Here is an 18,595-nt window from a genome sequence, read left to right as displayed (position 1 = left end):
GGCAGGAATATATGTCCATTATAGAGTATGGTAAAAAGAAAAGGAGGGTTTTATATGGAGAAAAAAGTATTGCTGACAGGCTTTGACCCCTTCGGCGGGGAAACGGTCAATCCTTCATGGGAAGCGGTCAAACGGCTGAATGGTGCCGCTGAGGGCCCTGCCTCTATCGTATCTGAACAAGTGCCGACCGTTTTTTATAAGTCTCTTGCCGTACTGCGCGAGGCGATCAAAAAGCATCAGCCTGACATTATCATCTGTGTCGGACAGGCAGGCGGCAGAATGCAGATCACGCCGGAACGGGTCGCGATCAATCTTAATGAGGCGCGCATACCGGATAACGAAGGAAACCAGCCTGTCGAGGAAAACATTTCTCAAGACGGTCCCGCGGCCTATTGGACCGGCCTTCCGATCAAACGGATCGTTGAGGAAATCAAAAAGGAAGGCATTCCCGCGGCTGTATCCTACACGGCGGGGACGTTTGTATGCAATCACCTCTTTTACGGCCTGATGGATGAAATCGCCTGCCGCCATCCGCACATCCGCGGCGGGTTTATACACATCCCGTACATCCCGGAGCAAACCTTGCAAAAGTCTGCGCCGAGCCTCAGCCTGGATCTCGTGACAAAAGCGCTCAAAATCGCCGCGGTGACCGCCGCGGCGCATGAGGACGATATTGAGACCGGCGGAGGCGAACTTCACTAAGCTGCAGACGCCGCCTCGGCCCATTTCTTCCGGTAAACGATGCGGGACAGCGTCACACTGATTTCATAGAGGACGAGCAGCGGAATCATGACGAGAAAGTCAGACATAAAATCCGGAGGCGTAATCAGCACCGAGACGACGATCAGCACAAAATACGAAAGCTTCCGCGCCTTTGCCAGCCGGGTTGGATTCACGATTCCGAGCCGTGTCAGAAACATGACGGCCAGAGGCATTTCAAACAAAAATCCGAACGGCAATGTAAGATTCAGCATAAAGGTAAAATACTTGTCCGCCGTAAATACCATGTCAAAATGGCCGGCGGATAATTGTGTTAAAAATCCGAGCACAATCGGAAACAGCACAAAATACCCGAAGGAAATTCCGATGATAAACAAAACCGAAAGCCCCGGAATGTAAAGCAAAGCGGCGCGGCGTTCAAACGGGGTCAAAGCCGGCGCCGTAAAACGCCAGAGCTGAAAAGCGGCAACCGGAATCGCTGCCGTAAGGGCGCATATTCCCGCAATCATCATATACACCCATAAAATCTCGCTCGGCCCTAAAACGGCCAGCCTGCCATCCAAATCCTTGATCAGCCAGTCATAAATATCCTGCACAAACCAGCAGGCGCCGATAAAAAACACGAGAAAGGCGATAACGGTTTTTATGAGACGCTGCCGGACTTCCTCTAAATGCCCGATCAAGTGGGTTTCTTTTTTATCCAATCGTACATCCTCCTTATAGAGAAAGAGGCAGAAGCGGATTCGTCTGCCCCCATGTCAGGATTCAGCCTGCCGTTTTGTCTTTCTCAGCCGTCTGCTTGTCCGGCTCTTCATTTGAGACCAGTGTTTTTGCGGCGCTTTTAAATTCAAGCAGCGTGCGGCCGGCGGCACGGCCGATTTCCGGAAGCTTTGAAGGCCCGAAAATGATGAGAGCGATGACGAAGATCAGGATCAACCCGGGAATGCCGATATTTGAAAACATGAGTGTGCCTCCTTATTGTGAGATTTTGGCCCGTTTCTTTCTCATTTGCTTTTCATGCGCATTGTTATGGGCGAAGAAACGATCCTCTTCCACCTCGTTTGACTGCTTTACACCGCCTGCAACCGCAGCTTGAGAGACCTTCCGAATCCCCGTCTGGTCTTTCTGATAAATGAATGAGGCCCGCGTGGATACCTCAGCCCCCGGCTCCGTCACGTACGGCACCACTCTGTAATCCGCTCTCCATTGGGCAGGGGTCACCGTACAGCGGACATAGCCGCGGTAATCGTTGAAAAACTTAATATGCGGGTTTTGTTTTAAGATCTGATCCGTATCGGCCCGTTTATCCGCTCCGTTTCCTCCAGATGTAATGGAAGTTCCGACGAATTCGGCTCCGAAAATCTTTGAATTCGTTTGATTAAAATCGGTATGCAGGTTTGACGCCCAGCTTGCGTGAACATCACCCGTCAGCACGATGACATTGTTCAGGTTTTTGCTTTTTATAAAATTGATGACCCGCTCCCGCTGAGCCGGGTAGCCGTCCCATGAATCCATGCTGTATATCGGATTGGCGGTTGTTCCGAAATTCCATTGCGCGAAAAAGATTTGCTGCGCCAGCACATTCCACTTCGCTTTTGAGGCGGCTAAATTTCCGAAGAGCCATTGCTCCTGTTCTGTCCCCATCAATGTACGCTTCGGATCTCTCCACTCATCAGAAGGCGGCTTATTCCCGTCGCCGTTGGCCTGATCATCTCTGTACTGTCTTGTATCAAGCACATTGAACGATGCTAAATTGCCATAAGGAAATTGCCTGTACAGTCGCATATCAGGACCGTTCGGCAATGACATGCGCCTGAGCGGCATGTGTTCATAATAAGCCTGATAAGCTGCGGCCCTCCTGAGCACAAACGCTTCAACAGATTGGCCTTTTTCAGGGATAATATTGGCATAATTGTTTTCCACCTCATGATCGTCCCACGTCACGACCCACGGAAATGCGGCGTGGGCGGCTTTCAGATTGGCATCAGAGCGGTATTGGGCATGACGGTTGCGGTAATCTGACAGTGTATACACTTCAGCGCTGCTGTGCGTCCTGACATTTCCCGTTTTTGACACATATTCGTTCGGTCCGTATTCATAAATGTAATCTCCGAGATGGAACACGAGATCAAGCTTTTCCTTCGCCATATGTTTATACGCCGTATAATAGCCGTGTTCATACTGCTGGCATGAAGCAAATGCAAACGTCATGGCGGATACGTCAGCACCGGGAGCGGGCAGCGTTTTCGTCCGGCCGACGGGACTGAGCTCATGCCCGCTTTTAAACCGGTAATAGTACACTTTATTGGGCTTAAGCCCGTCCGCCTCGACATGGACGGAGTGTCCGAGATTCGGCTTGGCCATTGCCGTTCCGCGTTTGACGATGTGACGAAAATGTTCATCAGCGGCGATTTCCCATTTTACCGGCACGGCCTGCTTCGGCATGCCGCCCCCATTCAGCGGGTCAGGGGCAAGACGCGTCCAAAGAATGACGCTGTCAGACAGCGGGTCGCCGGAGGCTACGCCGAGGGTGAACGGATAGTTTGAAAATTTCGGAGCGGCATTCACTTCAAACGCGCCGATGGATTGCGCGATCGCTAACCCGAGGGAAAGACCGGCGATTTTCCCGGCGCCCTGTATAAATGCGCGGCGGTCAAACGTATTGTTCTGAAAGCTTTTGTTCTCCAATTCCTTGATCCATTCATCTAAACGGCCGTCATGTGTCATGTCAGTTCCCCTTTCGTCTCATTGATCGCCCTTATTATAAAAAAGAAATGTTAAACCGCTATGAAGAAGTGTGAAGGGTTTGTAAGGCTGAAAAATGGACGGCGGGAGACATTTTTCACATTGTTTCGACAAACCTTGCCCCGCCGGGAGAAAACCCCCTCTGTTTGTTTTTGGCTTGTCATCCGTCAAGCGCACTTTTTTCCTATTTTTCTTCACAAAAAATTAAAAAAACACCGTTCATTCTCAGAACGGTGCGCCCGGGATTAAAATGTATTGTACACGTTTTCGCACGTCTCACCTGTCGGCTGATAGAAGCAGTGGGATTTGAATCTGGCGACAAATGGCTGGCCATACCAAGTCTGCGGGCAGTTGCCCGGAGGCTTAAAATACCACAGGCTGAATTTAGCCGGCCAAAACCGTTCTCCGTTAATCGTCCGGCGGGCAAGCCTCCGCTCGGATTCACGCGGTCTCTGGTAAAAGTATCCGTGAGTCACCGCTTCAAACGCGTGCGGCTGAAACACCATCTGCCTGATGGTGCGCAGGCCTTTAAAATCAGAACAATTCGCCCGCACCCGATTGATTCCCACATTGCCGACCAAAAGCATTCCCTGCTTCCCTTCGCCTTCCGCTTCCGCCCTGAGCAGCCTTGCCATTAGATCCAGATCGGCGCTCGACGCTTTTACGACTGCCATCATGACACCTCCCGTATTTTCTCCCTTCATCATATTCAGCCGCGGCCCAGTGATGACAGACAAAAGCCAGAAAACAAATGTTCACGAAAAAAGGGTTTATATTTCACGTTATGAGGAAACATACTAACATGATTTCCATAAGGAGGAATTCGCATGGAACACATTAAAGCGCTTGCCATTAAAGGCATTATGACCATCATTATTCTGTATCTGATACTCGGCTTAGGTTTTCGCTTTACATTCGGCGACGTGCTGCTGATGACCATTGTGCTGGGAGCCGTTTCCTACTTTACGGGCGACCTGTACGTGCTTCCGAGATGGAATAATATCACGGCGGCGTCCGCTGATTTCGGAATCGCGTTTCTTGTTGTCTGGCTGATGGGAATGCCGCTGTCCATGGGCATTTCCGGAGGAAGACTGGCGTTTGCCGCTCTTATTTCCGCCGTCATCATCGCCGTCGGAGAATATTTTTTCCATATCTATCTGATGAGAAAAGACTTGGGCGGGTCCCGTTTTTTAGAACCCCGGTCCGAATAACGTAAAAAAGGCCGGATAAAAGCCCCTTTAAAGGGGGCTTTTTATTTGTAAAGTATAAACGCTTTATACATCTTGATATAACTGATAAACCCTTTTCAGCCTTTCTTCGAGCTGTTCAAAATGAACAAAGCGGGCTTCTCTCAGAAACTCAGTCCCATCAATGAACAAAAGAAGCACGGGAACAGTGAAGACTGAAAATCTGCCGGCCACCTCTTCTACCTCGTCAGCATTGATATGCCCCAATTTGATATTCGGAAACTGATCCAATACTTTTCTGAGCTGCGGCAGAACAGCGTGACATACTGTACAGGCGGGTCTTGAAATGTAGATAAAACTGAATTGATGCTGTTTAATAAAATTCTCGATAGAATCTAATGAATGTAATTCTGCCATCTCTTTCATCAAAACCCTCCTCCAAATCGGCTCGTCTTTTATGACCAAGCTCATCAATACTCGTACATTCACTATACACATTTATATTGAACATATCCGCTTTTTTGCTATTCAGAGCACCTGAACGTTGTGCTTGAAAAATAAAAGAACAGTTACCGCTTTTCAGTTACTGTTCTTAGATACTTATATTAAAAATGCAGAGCGTACGCCCCTGAACCGATGAGTGCAACTCCGATGGAGACTGCAATCAGCACCAAGTTATATTCAAAACCGCCGGCACCGTTGGCAAATCCTTTCGCTCCATGGACTTTTACGATGGCACCTAACATAATAATCGTTATAATAGCAGCTCCGAGCGGGAGGAAAACACCTAAAATAAATAGAATTCCGCTTGCGAGTTCCCCGAGACCTGATAAAGCGGCCGCGGCATTGCCTGGTTTAACTCCAATTGACTCGAACCATTGTCCGGTTCCTTTAATTCCGTATCCGCCAAACCAGCCGAATAATTTTTGTGATCCATAAAACAGAAACACCACACCAATTATGATTCGAATAAGTAATAGTCCTGCATCTTCCATTTTTATCTCTCCTTATTTTTCATATTATATGATGTCTGCAAGGCAGCTGTTTACCAACAGTCACTTCCAGCAAACATCTGTTAAATGTATGTCTTTTTATTTTTCTTCATGCTTCACGTTCATCTATCAATCAATCTAATTCTCTCACTTCAAACGGCAGCAGCCCTTGTTCAATTTGTGCCCGGTGCGGTTCATACTGCTCAGGGAGCATCAGTTTTCCGCCCATTGTTTCTTGTGACTCATCATGGGCAAAGCCCGGCGGATCAGTTGCGATCTCAAATAAGATTTCCCCGTGTTCTCTGAAGTAAACCGCATTAAAATAGTTTCTATCCTGAACAGGAGTCACACCATATCCGTGCGCAGCAATGAACCTCTGCCAATCTAATTGATCTTCGTCATCCTGAGCCCGCCAAGCGATGTGATGGACCGTGCCGACCCCCATTTGCCCGCGGCCGATAGGCGTTAACTTAAGGTCAATCACATTTCCGATATCACCGGCAGAACGATAACGAACGAAGTCTCCTTCTTTACCGACTCGCTCAAGCCCCATGATGTTTTCTAGCAGTTTACCTGTTTTTTCAGGCTGTGCTGATAACAGGGTCGCACCGCCAAAGCCTTTAATGGCAACATCCGGGGTTACATCTCCGAACGTCCATGTATTGGCTTCTCCTTCTTCTCTTTCCACGATTTCCAAGTGCAGACCGTGCGGGTCATCAAATTCTATATATTGTTCTCCAAAACGCTCGATTTTTGTGTATGGAATGTTGAACTTTTCAAGTCTCTTTTCCCAAAACGCCACGGCACCCTTCGGCACGGCGTAAGATGTCACGCCAACCTGTCCGTCTCCAATGATGCCTTGGCGGGCGCCCGCCCACGGAAAGAATGTGATGATTGTTCCCGGCTTCCCGCCTTCATCCCCAAAATAAAGGTGATACGTACCCGGATCATCAAAATTGACCGTTTGCTTAACCAATCGCAGCCCCAGCACTCCAGCGTAGAAATCAGCATTCTCTTGAGGGTGACCGACAATTGCCGTAATATGATGGATGCCCATCGTTTTTTTCGCCATTTTTATTTGCTCCTTTACAAATAGTTAAATATACTCCACAAACTCATTCACAGGCTTTCGGTAGCCGCGCGGCCTTCTGCTTTCTATTTTTTCTTTCCCGATTGTAATCATCATGACGACCTCAAATTGATCATCTATCTTCAAAATCTGTTTCACGGCTTCAGCATCAAACCCTATCATCGGACAGGTGTCCCAGCCTTTTTCCTTAGCACTCAGCATAAACATCATCGCAGAAAGTGAAGCATTTCTTATCGCCTCATCTCTCTTAAATGGTTCTCCCCTGTTTTCATAAAACGAAACGGTGTCTTGAACCATGTGATCATACTCTTGTTTATTTAATACCCCCAGCGTCTTCAATCCTTCATAGATGTCAGCCGCTTGCTGATATGCCTGCTTATCCCCTAAAACCAAAAGAACAGCTGATGAGCTAAACACTTTATATTGTCCGTTTGCGGCCTGTTTCAGCTTTTCTTTTACATTCGGGTCAAGAACCGCCACATATTTTGTATGCTGCAAATTAAAAGCTGATGGAGCCAACCCAACCAATTCAAACATTTCGTTGAGTTCATCTCTTGTGATTGGATGTTCTGGAAGAAAGTTGCTTGCAGATCTTCTTTCATTCACTAGCTGTACAAATTCAGCCATTTCTCTCGCACCCCTTTTATCTCGAATCCGAGATATTATAGTATAAAAAATCAAATAACGTATGATTAAAAAACGAAACGTTCTCTTCACTGATCTTTTCGTGATTCAAACGATCGGCAGGTTCTTATACTGCACTCTAATTAAATTATCTTGAATTAAAAAATCTTGAATTCGAGATAATAATAAAAGATAAATACTCAAATGTCAACAGTTCTTTTTTTAATTCAGCCCCAATTTGTCTGTGTACTGTTTAGCCCTGCTCCAACTTTTTTTCTGTCACCTTATTTATTAGTAAACAGGAAAAAACCTTGCTATAGACCCACTCGAAACTGAATTGGTACGATAAGCAAAGTGATTACACAAGAAAGGATACGGAGAGCGAATCAAAAGCGCCTCTATTTTTTTGTGCAGTTTTATAGGAGGAAAAAATGACAAGTGAAAGAGAACAAATAAGCAAAAAAGTTGCTTTGATTGCATTGATAGCCAATCTGATCTTAATGGCAGGAAAGATCTTTTTTGGACTGATAGGCGATAGTGAAGCAGTTTTTGCCGACGGTATACATTCTGCAGCGGATGTCGCGGCTTCAATTGCTGTCCTGGCCGTCATCGGCATTTCTAATAAGCCGCCCGATCAAGACCATCCTTTCGGGCATGGCAAAGCTGAGGTCATCAGCGAAGCGATTGTAGGAATCATATTAGTGCTCGTTTCCGTGTATATTCTGATAGAAGCGATTTCGTCCTTTGTTGAAGGTCCAAGCATCCCGCAATACAGCGCATTGTTTGCGGCTCTGATATCCTACGCGGCTAAGCAGATCTTATATCGTTATTCGATCAAACAAGGGGAAAAATGGAACAGTAAAGCGATTATAGCGATTGCATACGATCATAAAGGCGATATCGTTGCCTCTCTTGCCGCTTTTATCGGCGTCCTATTGGCGATTATCGGGAACACACGCGGATGGTCCTATCTGTTGTACGCCGATGCAATTGCCAGTGTCATCGTGGCGTACCTTATTTTTAAGATTTCAATGGAATTAATCAGGCCGTCTGTTGACGTTCTCATGGAAAAAAGTGTTGATCCCGAACTGATAGACGAATATAAAGCCGTTATTTTGCATTGCCCTCAAGTCAAACGGCTCGATAAAATCCGAGCAAGAGAACACGGCCACTATAAATTGCTTGATGTCCGGTTATCTTTGGATCATGATTTGACGATTAAGCAGGGACACGATATTGCCCGCGAAATCCGAAATGAAATCCAAAGACACTTTTCAGATGTTGAAGAAGTGCTCATCCATGTGAATCCTTATTTTGAAGAATGAAAAAGCAGCTTGTAGAGAAAATGATGTTTTTCTACAAGCTTTTTTGTTTTGTGCTGTTTCTTTACATATTCATTTGATTTCAGGTGCAGAAAAAGCACTCCCACATGCCTAGCTTTGCTTGGCTGGGTATGTGGCAATCTTCAACATCATTTTGAATAAGATCAGCGGATCAAGTGAGGGGGGGCTTTATTTTCGCTGCAGTAAGGTTTGACCTTTTCAACGATAAAAGAGAAGTCTATGTATTTATCAATTTTTCGAAGAAGGTGATCCTCTTCGACGAGTTGGTCAAACAGAACGAATTCGGCTGTGTTTTGAGAAAAATTTCTTGTGTGGAACATGAGAAAGAAACCGTTTTTTCAGTCTTTCTTTTATTTTATGACAAGGGAAACATAAAGGCTGTCGAGGTTTTCTCGACAGCCTGAAGGCCGGATAACGGCCTTTTTCGTTTGATTTCACTGATCAATATGCTTTCTGATAAAATGCAGCAGCGTGTTTCCTTGAGCGGTCAATATGACGCCCTTCGCGCCGCACTTCGGACAGGGCGTCCCTTCCTTCTCCTCGCCGGTTCCTTCACAATGCGGACACGTGAGCTCAAGATCGTCGGTTGCGATCACCATGAATATCCCTCCTTTTTTGATTGTCTGTCCGTCTCCAGTCACTTTCCATGGCCATCACCTCCTTAACAATACAAAAAAACCCCGTCCATCAAAGGACGAGGTTTTCGCGGTGCCACCTTTATTAACGGCTGATAAGCCATTCTCTCAAAAAGTACAGAAACACACGGTTTCAATACTCCTTTCTTGATAACGGGGAAGAATCCCGGCACCGCCTACTGTCATTTCAGCGCAGCAATTCAGAAGCCCATTCGGCACCGGACGGGGATCGGTTCACAGCGGCCACCGACTCTCTGAACCCCGCGCGCTGATGCGTACTTACTCTTCCTCAGCATTGTTCATCCGTTCTTTTATTTTAAAATGTATCATACGCTGTCATCCGGCGGAAGTCAATAACCTTTCGGATCGGTCAGGCCGAGCATGTCCCGCGCCATTTGCATATGCTCCTCTTGCCCCGTCTGAAGCGCGAACTTCGCCGTTTCCACAGGGTAAGCGGCCTGCCATTCTGTCACATGCTGATTTTCGTTTACAAAAATATGCGGAGGATGCAAGTCGCCATGGATCAGCACGGAAAAATCAGGCCAGTACGAGCTGTCATTTATCCACGTTTGCCATCTTTTCCAAAGCCAGCTTACCGGCTGCCTCCGCTGACAAATTTTGATCCTTCGCGTAAATCTTTCGCCTCCAAAAAGAAGACGTGAATGAATTTTTTCATATTCACTTTAACCGGAGAAAGCGGCACGGTTTCCTTAGCCTGCATTTCTTTCATTCTCTTGCTGACAGCGGGGAAATCAAAGAATTTCGAGGCGTAATATTCAAATTTGGGGTTTGAAAAATCAGTTGTGCCCAATGAAGCGAAATGGTTTAACGAATGAATGACGGCCCTTCTGATCCGCTGTTCCGAGGCTTTGATTTCCCTGTTAACCTCGGCTTGTGCCGCCGCAGGCCCCAGCTTCCGGATGGCGACGTTTGTAAACATCTGCTTTAAAGACGGGATGTTTCTTTCCGCCTGTTCATCCTCAAATAAATAGTGAAGGACGGCCATGAGGTCATGCGCCCCGCTTTCTCCCACGATGCCTAATTCCGATAAAAGAAATTTTCCTGTTTCTTTGATTGATTTCTCGTGCATCCCCCCCGGCCCGCTTTTTTTCGGCTCATTCCGCTGAATAAGACGGCTTAACGAGTGTTGGATGTCGCCGATCGAGGTTTCCAGTTCAATCCGCTCTTTTACTTTTCGCAAAACGGTGACGATCTCGATTTTGTTGATCGGTTTGTGGATAAAGTATTCGATGCCGAGAGAATAAGCTTCTCCCACCATTTCCTTTGCCTCCACCTGCGATATCATCACCGCTTTTCCGTTGTACGACCCCTGAAGATGCCGGATCGTCTCAATCCCGTCCCGACCCGGCATCAGCAGATCAATTAATAAAATATCGACTTGTTTAAAATGGAGATAATGCCCTTCAATCTGGCTTCCGTCCTCTGCCTCACCGACGACTTCTCCTAAGTCCTCGTCCTCGATCATCTGTTTTAAAATGGAACGGATCGCCCGGTCATCATCAGCTATAAAAAAACGCATACTATGAGTTCATCCTTTCTGCAATCAAATGCTTCACCGGCAGTTTAATCGTAAATATGACGCCTTTTGGCTTGTTATGAAAGGAAATGTCTCCGTCAAGTTCAGTTACGATTTCCTTCACGTAAGTAAGCCCGATGCCCGTTGAAGGTGTGCCGAATTCATCGTATTTGGATGTAAACCCGGGATCATAAACGACCTCTCCGATTTTTTCCGGAATGCCGGGACCGTCATCTTCCGCCTGAAATTCAGCCTTTTCTCCTTCCGTCCTGCGCAGCGCGAGGCGGATCTCACCCCTGTCACCCATGGCTTCGACGGCATTGGCGGTCAGGTTATTTAAGATCGACAGGACGGTAAAGACGTGATAATCGGGATGCTCTCCTTCAATCACGCTCCGGAATTGAATGTCCTTGCCTAAAGATTCGGCGTATTTTTCATTGATTCGGATGACGATGCCGACCAGAGCGGCGGCATTCATGTAATCCCGGAATCTCTCATTGGAAATCAGCTTCGACAGGCCGGCGAATATTCGCTGATTGTCTTTTTTCACTTCATGAATCTCTCCCGCAAGGCGCAGCATTCGGCTCCCGAGCTCCCGGTCGTTCCCGCTCATTTCCCGATATAGCTGATAGGATTCTTTCGTCACATGCTCCGTCGTTTTCAGCGTTTTTTTCAAATGAATCGTTTCTTCATATAAGTTAGACACAATCATCAGCATGTGCTCATGCTGCTTTCTCGTTTGTTTTTCCCTGACCTGAGATTCGTGCAGCTTCATCACGTTGAAAAAACTCAGCACAATAAATGTGTGAGAAACAGCGATAACCGCAATATCCGCCAGCTTGTCCGGCATCATAATCTGCCGGCCGCCGGAAAACTGAACCGTCATTTCAACGGCATCGGACGCAATTTCAATGAGAAAACCGAGAAAACCGATCATAAGCGGCCGATCCCAAAAAAGCCTGACCTTCAGCACATAAAACAAGCAGGCATATGTAAAGTAAAAAAAGAAACTGGGATATTGGCTGAAAAAAGCCTCCGTAAAGCCGGCATGCTCTCCTCCCCAGCACGCCAGGCCGATCCGGAATGCCACAACGGCTGCACCTGTCAACAGCCCTGACAATACTGCCGGCACATGCCGAAGCAGCAGCAGAAAAAAGAAAAAAGCCGGGGCGCCGAAGCTGATCCGATATACCTCATTCAGGGGGTAAAATTTCAGTTCCCCCGCCAGCGGCACGGTGACCAGCATAAGGGCGAAAAGATAGCCGTCTTTTTTCAGTAAATAGTCGAGCCTGATCATAATCACTTCCTTCTTCTGTCTATTTTGAACAAGACCGATACAGTCCGCAAATTTCTTTAGACCCGAATGGCGGGACGCTCCGGCTGATTTATAAATCTATCGGCTTATTTTAAGAATGATTTTGTCGTATTTTGTATGATTCTGTAGATGTCATTATACATTAACATGGAACACGCTATTTTTGAAAACGTTTTCCAAGACCGGTTTCCGCTTCGGACAGGCTTGCAATAGAGGAGGAATGTTATGAAAGATATGGTCAGAGAGCGCCTTGAAAAAGAGGAACTGGCTTCACTTTTACAAGATTGGGTCGAGCATTACCGACCGTTTTCCGTCAATGGAAAAAGCGCAAATTATATACCCGCCCTCGGAGAAATCAACGACTCTCAGCTGGGCATTTGCATATTAGAGCCGGATGGCTCAATGATTCATGCCGGTGAATGGAATGTCCCGTTCACATTGCAGAGCATCTCAAAAGTCATCAGCTTTATTGCCGCCTGCATGAACAGAGGCATTTCTTACGTGCTGGATCGTGTGGACGTGGAACCGACGGGTGATGCGTTTAATTCTATCATCCGGCTTGAAATCCATAAACCCGGGAAGCCCTTCAACCCGATGATCAATGCCGGCGCCATTACCGTCGCCTCGCTGCTTCCGGGTGAAACGGCGCATGATAAATTAGAATATCTCTTTTCCGTTTTTGAAAAATTAATAGGAAAACGGCCTCACATTCACGAGGAGGTCTTCCGTTCTGAATGGCAGACCGCGCATCGGAACAGAGCGCTCGCCTACTATTTAAAAGAAACGAACTTTCTAGAGGCGGATGTGGAAGAAACGCTTGAAGTGTATTTAAAGCAGTGCGCCATGGAGGGTACAACCGAGGACATCGCTTTAATCGGATTGATACTTGCCCATGACGGCTACCATCCGATCCGACGGGAACAGGTCATTCCGAAAGATGTCGCGAAACTCGCCAAAGCCCTGATGCTGACGTGCGGGATGTACAATGCGTCAGGCAAATATGCGGCTTTCGTCGGCGTCCCGGCCAAAAGCGGGGTATCCGGCGGCATTATGGCATTGGTTCCCCCAAGCGCCAGAAGAGAACAGCCTTTTCATAACGGCTGCGGCATCGGCATTTACGGTCCGGCCATTGATGAATACGGCAACAGCCTGACCGGCGGCATGCTGCTGAAACATATCGCACAGGAGTGGGAGCTCAGTATTTTTTAATCAAACGAACCAAGAGGTGATTGGATGCAGGAATTCCTTGAAAATGTAATCGGCTCGGCAAATGATTTTTTATGGTCAAAACTGTTAATCGTACTGCTTCTTTCTCTGGGACTGTTTTTTACGTTCAGATCAAAGGGTCTGCAAGTCCGCATGCTGAAGGAAATGATCCGGGTTTTGAAGGAAGGCGCGGCCGCCCGGACAAAAAACACCATTTCCCCGTTTCAGGCATTTTGCATCAGTATGGCGGCGCGTGTCGGAACCGGGAATATTACCGGAATCGCCATTGCGATCGCACTCGGCGGTCCGGGCGCTATTTTCTGGATGTGGATTATCGCAGTCATCGGTTCGGCTTCAAGCTTTGTTGAAAGCACGCTGGCCCAAATTTATAAAGTAAAAGATCAAAACGGATTTCGCGGAGGCCCGGCCTATTACATGGAAAAGGGTCTGAAGAAACGCTGGATGGGCGCGCTGTTCGCCGTATTAATCACACTGTCATTCGGGGTTGTTTTTAATTCCGTTCAATCCAATACGATCAGCGTCGCCTTTCAAAACGCATTCGGCACCAGCCGGCTTACATTGGGCATTATTTTAATCGTGGTTTTCGGCGGCGTAATCTTCGGCGGCGTCAAACGAATTGCGAAAATGGCGGAATACATCGTAGTCGTCTTGGCCGTTTTATATATCGGTGTCGCTTTCTTTGTCATTCTGACGAACATCACCCAATTGCCCGGCGTTCTGTCGCTAATCGTAAAAAATGCGTTCGGCATTGATCAGGCAGCGGGCGGCGCTTTAGGTGCGGCCTTGATGCAAGGTGTAAGGCGCGGGATTTTCTCAAATGAAGCGGGTATGGGAAGCGCTCCGAACGCGGCGGCGACAGCTACGACGAGCCACCCGGTGAAACAGGGGCTCATTCAGGCATTCGGCGTCCTGACGGATACACTCGTCATTTGTACAAGCACGGCGCTTATCATTTTATTTTCAGACGCTTATCACCAGCCGGGACTGAGCGGCATCGCGCTTTCTCAGGCCGCCTTGAGCGACCATGTCGGCGCGTGGGCGTCAGGTTTCCTTGCCGTCTTAATGCTTTTGTTCGGCTTCAGCGCTCTGATGGGCAACTATTATTACGGAGAAACCAATATCGGATTTTTAAGCCAGAACAAAAAATGGCTGTTCATTTACCGCATCTGCGTGCTCGGAATGGTACTGTTCGGCTGTATTTCCAAAGTCCAGCTTGTGTGGGATATGGCTGACTTGTTCATGGGCTTAATGGTGGTCGTGAACTTAATCGCGATTTTCCTTCTGTCGAAAAAAGCGTTTGCCGCTTTGAGCGATTATGCCCGGCAAAAGAAAGCCGGAAAGGACCCTGTCTTTTACAGAGATGTGCTCCCTGATGATGACGGGATCGACTGCTGGGAGTATTCAGACATCGCGAAAAGTGCGAAAGGCAAACACATTTCCTAAACAAAAGGTGTTCGGGCAGCGTCCTGAACACCTTTTTTCTGCCGGTTCATTGACAAAGAGAATAGCGTCCATTACCCTTTTTATATATTTTCAGTAAAGTCAGAAAGGAAGGCCTATGAATCCCATTACACAAATATTAAATGAATACCCGGTTATGATCATAGACGGCGCGATGGCAACCGAGCTTGAGCGGATGGGCTGTGATTTACATGACGATCTGTGGTCGGCCAAAATTCTTTTGGAGAGGCCAGAACTGATCAAACAGGTGCATGCAGAATATTTTGCCGCAGGCGCTGATTGCGCGATCACCGCCAGTTATCAATCGACAATTGAAGGATTTGCAGCGCGCGGCATCCCGGAAACCGATGCGATACGTCTCATTCAGACATCTGTTGAACTTGCCGCACAAGCACGCGATGAATTTTGGGCGCATGAAGAAAACCGTTTACACCGGCCCAAACCTTTGGTCGCCGCTTCTATCGGCCCTTACGGCGCGAGCCTCGCTGACGGCTCAGAATATCGCGGGCATTACGGACTGACGGAGGATGAGCTGATCAGCTTTCACCGCCCCCGGATGAAAGCCCTTATAGAATCCGGCGCCGATCTTTTGGCCTGTGAGACCATTCCGTGCCTGTCAGAAGCAAAAGCGATCACAAGGCTGCTGGAGGAATTCCCCGGCACTTATGCATGGATCAGCTTCAGCGCCAAAGACGGACGGCATATCAGCGAAGGCACGCCAATTTCCGAATGTGCGGTCCTGCTTGACTCCTGCAGCCAAATCGCAGCGATCGGCATCAACTGCACACCGATTGAACATATTCCGCCGTTGATAGAAGAAATCAAACGGTCAGCATCCAAACCGATTATCGCCTATCCGAACTCCGGCGAACAATATGACCCAGTGACAAAAACCTGGAAAGGCGCAGCGTGCGAAAACCATTTCGGGAAAAGCGCGCAAGGCTGGTACGAAAACGGCGTGAGCCTGATCGGAGGGTGCTGCCGGACAAAACCCGCGGACATTCAGGCCATTGCCGATTGGGCCAAAACCTTAAAAACAACTTGACTAATCGGAATAGTTTGTATATTCTATTCAAAAAGCCGGTTCGCCGGAATCTCGTGCCGTTCGCCGGCATGAGATTTTTTATTAGAACGGCCCTCGCAGAAAGTTGGAAAACAATGAACAACAAGAACGAGACGAATTTTCAGAGAAGTATGAAAAGCAGACACCTCTTTATGCTATCACTCGGAGGTGTGATCGGAACGGGGCTGTTTTTAAGCTCTGGGTATACCATTCATCAGGCGGGTCCGGCGGGCACCATTTTCGCTTACCTTTTGGGCGCGGGCATCGTCTATCTTGTCATGCTTTGCCTTGGTGAACTGTCAGTGGCCATGCCGGTGACGGGCGCATTCCACACCTATGCGAAGACCTATATCGGGCCGGCGACGGGCTTTACGGTCGCATGGCTGTACTGGCTGACGTGGGCGGTGGCGCTGGGCTCTGAATTCACGGCGGCCGGGCTTTTCATGCAGCGTTGGTTCCCGCATACTTCGGTTTGGATGTGGAGTGCGGTATTCGCTCTTTTCATCTTTTTATTAAACGCCTTCTCCGTGAAATTTTTTGCTGAATCGGAGTTTTGGTTCTCAAGCATTAAAGTCTTAGCCATCTTACTGTTTATTTTATTGGGCGGAGCAGCGATGTTCGGCATCGTCCCGATGAAAAGCGGTGAGGCCGCACCTATGCTGTCGAACTTTACGGATGGCGGCAGCCTTTTTCCAAATGGCTTTTTCCCGATACTGATGACGATGCTTTCAGTAAACTTTGCTTTTTCAGGGACGGAGTTGATCGGAATCGCCGCAGGGGAAAGCGCCGATCCGGAAAAAACCGTTCCGCGCGCCATTAAGACCACAGTCTGGCGGCTGGCGCTTTTCTTTATCGGAACGATTTTTGTGCTGTCAGGGATGATCTCCATCAAGGAAGCCGGTGTGATTGAAAGCCCGTTCGTCACGGTATTTGACAGAGTCGGCGTGCCTTATGCGGCCGATCTGATGAATTTCGTCATTTTAACGGCGCTACTGTCTGCGGCCAATTCAGGGCTGTACGCGTCATCACGTATGCTGTGGTCCCTGTCTAAAGAAGGGGAGCTTCATCCCGCCTTTGCCAGGCTGACCTCTAAAGGCATTCCTTTTAACGCTCTGATCTTCAGTATGATCGGCGGCATTCTGTCGTTGTTGTCAAGCGTATTTGCAGCGGATACAGTCTATCTTGTTCTCGTCTCCGTCTCAGGATTTGCGGTAGTGGCTGTGTGGATGAGCATCGCCGCATCGCAATTTTTGTTCCGAAGACGGTTTCTTACAGAAGGGCACCAGCTTTCAGACTTGAAATACAGGACGCCGGGATATCCGGCCGTACCGATAGCGGCCTTTCTCCTGTGCCTCGCCTCCTGTATCGGCATCGCTTTTGATCCGAACCAGGCCATCGCCCTTTATTGCGGAATTGCATTTATGGCCGTTTGCTACACCGCTTATTACTTGAAAAACCGGAAAAGCAGAGCCCGCGTGCAAGCCGTAAAATCCCAATAACCAAAAAAAGAACCCTGCAGCGCAAGGGTTCTTTTTTCATTTATACTTCAACCACCCACCTGAACGAATCCCGCACCTTCCCGACTTGGATGCCGGCAATCGTTTCATAGAGCCTTTCTGACACTTCACCGATCAAACCGTTATTCAGTTCAATCGTTGCTCCGTGAATGTGCAGCGCGCCGACCGGCGAGATGACGGCCGCGGTTCCCGTACCGAATACCTCTGACACCTCGCCTCTCATCGCAGCCTCATAGATGTCTTCAATGGCGACCTGTTCTTCCCTGACGCGGATGCCCCAGCTTTTTAACAGCTCTATCACAGATGCGCGTGTGATGCCCCCGAGAATGCTTCCGTTTAACGCCGGCGTTACGGCCTCTCCGTTTATGATGAAAAAGATATTCATACTCCCTACCTCTTCGGCATATTTCTTTTCCACCCCGTCGAGCCAAAGCACCTGATCATACCCCAGTTCTTCGGCTTTCCGCTGAGCCTGTAAGCTGGCCGCATAATTTCCGGACGTTTTGACGTCGCCCACTCCGCCGGTGACGGCACGCACATACTCATCCTCCACATAAATTCGGATCGGTTTCAGCTGATCGCCGTAATACGAACCGACAGGCGTCAGAACAACCATGAACTTGTAACGCTTTGACGGCCGGACGCCTAAAGAAGGCTCAGTCGCAATTACAAACGGACGGATATATAAAGAGGTTCCTTTTTCTATCGGTATCCATTCCTGTTCCAGCTCCACCAATTGTATCAATGCCTCCAGCGCCAGCTTCTCATCAAGAGGCGGCATGCTCATCCGCCGTAACGATTTATTCAGCCGTTTTATATTTTGGTCAGGACGGAACATCAACACCCGTCCGTCTTCTGACCTGTAAGCCTTCAGCCCTTCAAATACGGCCTGCCCGTAATGGAAAACCGATGCGGAAGGATCCAGATGGACCGGTTCATAAGGGGTGATTCTCGGATCATGCCACCCTCTCTCCTCTTCGTAATCCATGACAAACATGTAATCTGTGAAGTACTTGCCAAACCCCAATGAAGCGGAGTCCGGTTTTTCTTTTCTTGCTGTGACCTTACGTCTTTCAATCAGTTGATTCAACAAAAGCACACCTTTCTTGTAATTGTTCAAATTTTCAGTCTTTTATAAG

General features: G+C 48.1%; 19 protein-coding genes, 2 pseudogenes and 1 other annotated feature. Of the genes and pseudogenes, 7 read left to right on the top strand and 14 right to left on the bottom strand.

Annotated elements, in window-relative coordinates:
- Nucleotides 1-54: 54 nt before the first annotated feature.
- Nucleotides 55-702, top strand: a complete 648-nt coding sequence (gene pcp, locus NYE36_RS01485) for a pyroglutamyl-peptidase I (RefSeq protein WP_094032894.1) — start codon at nt 55-57, stop codon at nt 700-702.
- Here pcp and tatC read toward each other — a convergent pair.
- From tatC to NYE36_RS01465, 4 genes are all read right to left on the bottom strand, one after another.
- Nucleotides 699-1,424, bottom strand: a complete 726-nt coding sequence (tatC, locus tag NYE36_RS01480) for a twin-arginine translocase subunit TatC (protein WP_039062529.1) — start codon at nt 1,422-1,424, stop codon at nt 699-701. The genes pcp and tatC overlap by 4 nt on opposite strands.
- A gap of 61 nt (nt 1,425-1,485) precedes the next feature.
- A complete protein-coding gene (locus tag NYE36_RS01475) occupies nt 1,486-1,683 on the bottom strand; it encodes a twin-arginine translocase TatA/TatE family subunit (RefSeq protein WP_003156681.1) in 198 nt (65 codons plus the stop codon).
- A 12-nt stretch (nt 1,684-1,695) separates the two neighbouring features.
- Nucleotides 1,696-3,447, bottom strand: coding sequence for an alkaline phosphatase (locus tag NYE36_RS01470; protein WP_064115790.1), 1,752 nt, complete (start codon nt 3,445-3,447; stop codon nt 1,696-1,698).
- 263 nt (nt 3,448-3,710) lie between these two features.
- Nucleotides 3,711-4,139: a cell wall hydrolase gene (locus tag NYE36_RS01465; RefSeq protein WP_015416732.1), complete on the bottom strand. Its 429-nt coding sequence runs from the start codon at nt 4,137-4,139 to the stop codon at nt 3,711-3,713.
- A 153-nt stretch (nt 4,140-4,292) separates the two neighbouring features.
- Here NYE36_RS01465 and NYE36_RS01460 point away from each other — a divergent pair, with 153 nt between their 5' ends.
- Entirely contained in the window at nt 4,293-4,676 is a 384-nt protein-coding gene (locus NYE36_RS01460; protein ID WP_003156684.1) for a DUF2512 family protein, read from the top strand.
- A 63-nt stretch (nt 4,677-4,739) separates the two neighbouring features.
- Here NYE36_RS01460 and NYE36_RS01455 read toward each other — a convergent pair whose 3' ends face one another.
- The 4 genes from NYE36_RS01455 to NYE36_RS01440 all read right to left on the bottom strand — a co-directional run bounded on the left by NYE36_RS01455 (nt 4,740) and on the right by NYE36_RS01440 (nt 7,361).
- Nucleotides 4,740-5,078 carry a thioredoxin family protein gene (locus NYE36_RS01455; RefSeq protein WP_007409022.1) on the bottom strand — a complete coding sequence of 113 codons (339 nt, stop codon included), beginning with the start codon at nt 5,076-5,078 and terminating at the stop codon, nt 4,740-4,742.
- Between the two features lie 179 nt (nt 5,079-5,257).
- Nucleotides 5,258-5,647, bottom strand: a complete 390-nt coding sequence (locus NYE36_RS01450; protein WP_015239089.1) for a DoxX family protein — start codon at nt 5,645-5,647, stop codon at nt 5,258-5,260.
- Between the two features lie 130 nt (nt 5,648-5,777).
- Nucleotides 5,778-6,716, bottom strand: a complete 939-nt coding sequence (locus NYE36_RS01445) for a ring-cleaving dioxygenase (protein WP_064115788.1) — start codon at nt 6,714-6,716, stop codon at nt 5,778-5,780.
- A gap of 24 nt (nt 6,717-6,740) precedes the next feature.
- Nucleotides 6,741-7,361: a nitroreductase family protein gene (locus tag NYE36_RS01440; protein ID WP_015239087.1), complete on the bottom strand. Its 621-nt coding sequence runs from the start codon at nt 7,359-7,361 to the stop codon at nt 6,741-6,743.
- Between the two features lie 428 nt (nt 7,362-7,789).
- Between NYE36_RS01440 and NYE36_RS01435 the strand changes: the two genes are divergently transcribed.
- Nucleotides 7,790-8,683, top strand: a complete 894-nt coding sequence (locus NYE36_RS01435; RefSeq protein WP_064115786.1) for a cation diffusion facilitator family transporter — start codon at nt 7,790-7,792, stop codon at nt 8,681-8,683.
- 144 nt (nt 8,684-8,827) lie between these two features.
- Here NYE36_RS01435 and NYE36_RS01430 read toward each other — a convergent pair.
- The 5 genes and pseudogenes from NYE36_RS01430 to NYE36_RS01410 all read right to left on the bottom strand — a co-directional run.
- A pseudogene (locus NYE36_RS01430) lies at nt 8,828-9,021 on the bottom strand (IS5/IS1182 family transposase); the annotation flags it as partial.
- A 114-nt stretch (nt 9,022-9,135) separates the two neighbouring features.
- Nucleotides 9,136-9,300, bottom strand: a complete 165-nt coding sequence (locus tag NYE36_RS01425) for a tryptophan RNA-binding attenuator protein inhibitory protein (RefSeq protein WP_007409016.1) — start codon at nt 9,298-9,300, stop codon at nt 9,136-9,138.
- An 88-nt stretch (nt 9,301-9,388) separates the two neighbouring features.
- Nucleotides 9,389-9,638 (bottom strand) — a binding site (T-box leader).
- Between the two features lie 48 nt (nt 9,639-9,686).
- Nucleotides 9,687-9,923 (bottom strand): annotated as a pseudogene (locus NYE36_RS01420) (hypothetical protein); the annotation flags it as partial.
- A 5-nt stretch (nt 9,924-9,928) separates the two neighbouring features.
- Complete coding sequence (locus NYE36_RS01415) at nt 9,929-10,876, bottom strand: DNA-binding domain-containing protein (protein WP_007409014.1); 948 nt, start codon at nt 10,874-10,876, stop codon at nt 9,929-9,931.
- Nucleotide 10,877: 1 nt separating this feature from the next.
- Nucleotides 10,878-12,170, bottom strand: coding sequence for a sensor histidine kinase (locus tag NYE36_RS01410; RefSeq protein WP_064107306.1), 1,293 nt, complete (start codon nt 12,168-12,170; stop codon nt 10,878-10,880).
- A 243-nt stretch (nt 12,171-12,413) separates the two neighbouring features.
- On the opposite strand from NYE36_RS01410, the gene NYE36_RS01405 reads away from it, so the two are divergent.
- The 4 genes from NYE36_RS01405 to NYE36_RS01390 all read left to right on the top strand — a co-directional run bounded on the left by NYE36_RS01405 (nt 12,414) and on the right by NYE36_RS01390 (nt 17,438).
- Nucleotides 12,414-13,397, top strand: a complete 984-nt coding sequence (locus NYE36_RS01405) for a glutaminase (protein WP_007409011.1) — start codon at nt 12,414-12,416, stop codon at nt 13,395-13,397.
- A 24-nt stretch (nt 13,398-13,421) separates the two neighbouring features.
- Nucleotides 13,422-14,858 (top strand): alanine/glycine:cation symporter family protein, encoded by a 1,437-nt coding sequence (locus NYE36_RS01400; protein ID WP_032870223.1) that lies wholly within the window; start codon nt 13,422-13,424, stop codon nt 14,856-14,858.
- 115 nt (nt 14,859-14,973) lie between these two features.
- Nucleotides 14,974-15,921 carry a homocysteine S-methyltransferase gene (mmuM, locus tag NYE36_RS01395; protein ID WP_253620644.1) on the top strand — a complete coding sequence of 316 codons (948 nt, stop codon included), beginning with the start codon at nt 14,974-14,976 and terminating at the stop codon, nt 15,919-15,921.
- Between the two features lie 113 nt (nt 15,922-16,034).
- Nucleotides 16,035-17,438, top strand: coding sequence for an amino acid permease (locus tag NYE36_RS01390; RefSeq protein ID WP_161620106.1), 1,404 nt, complete (start codon nt 16,035-16,037; stop codon nt 17,436-17,438).
- 40 nt (nt 17,439-17,478) lie between these two features.
- Here NYE36_RS01390 and NYE36_RS01385 read toward each other — a convergent pair whose 3' ends face one another.
- Complete coding sequence (locus NYE36_RS01385; protein ID WP_251257347.1) at nt 17,479-18,546, bottom strand: branched-chain amino acid aminotransferase; 1,068 nt, start codon at nt 18,544-18,546, stop codon at nt 17,479-17,481.
- Nucleotides 18,547-18,595 lie beyond the last annotated feature (49 nt).

The sequence above is a fragment of the Bacillus sp. FSL R5-0593 genome (assembly GCF_038603755.1).
Lineage (GTDB): Bacteria > Bacillota > Bacilli > Bacillales > Bacillaceae > Bacillus > Bacillus velezensis.
Note: the sequence above shows the minus strand (reverse complement) of the source record. Positions and strands in the feature narration are given on the sequence as shown.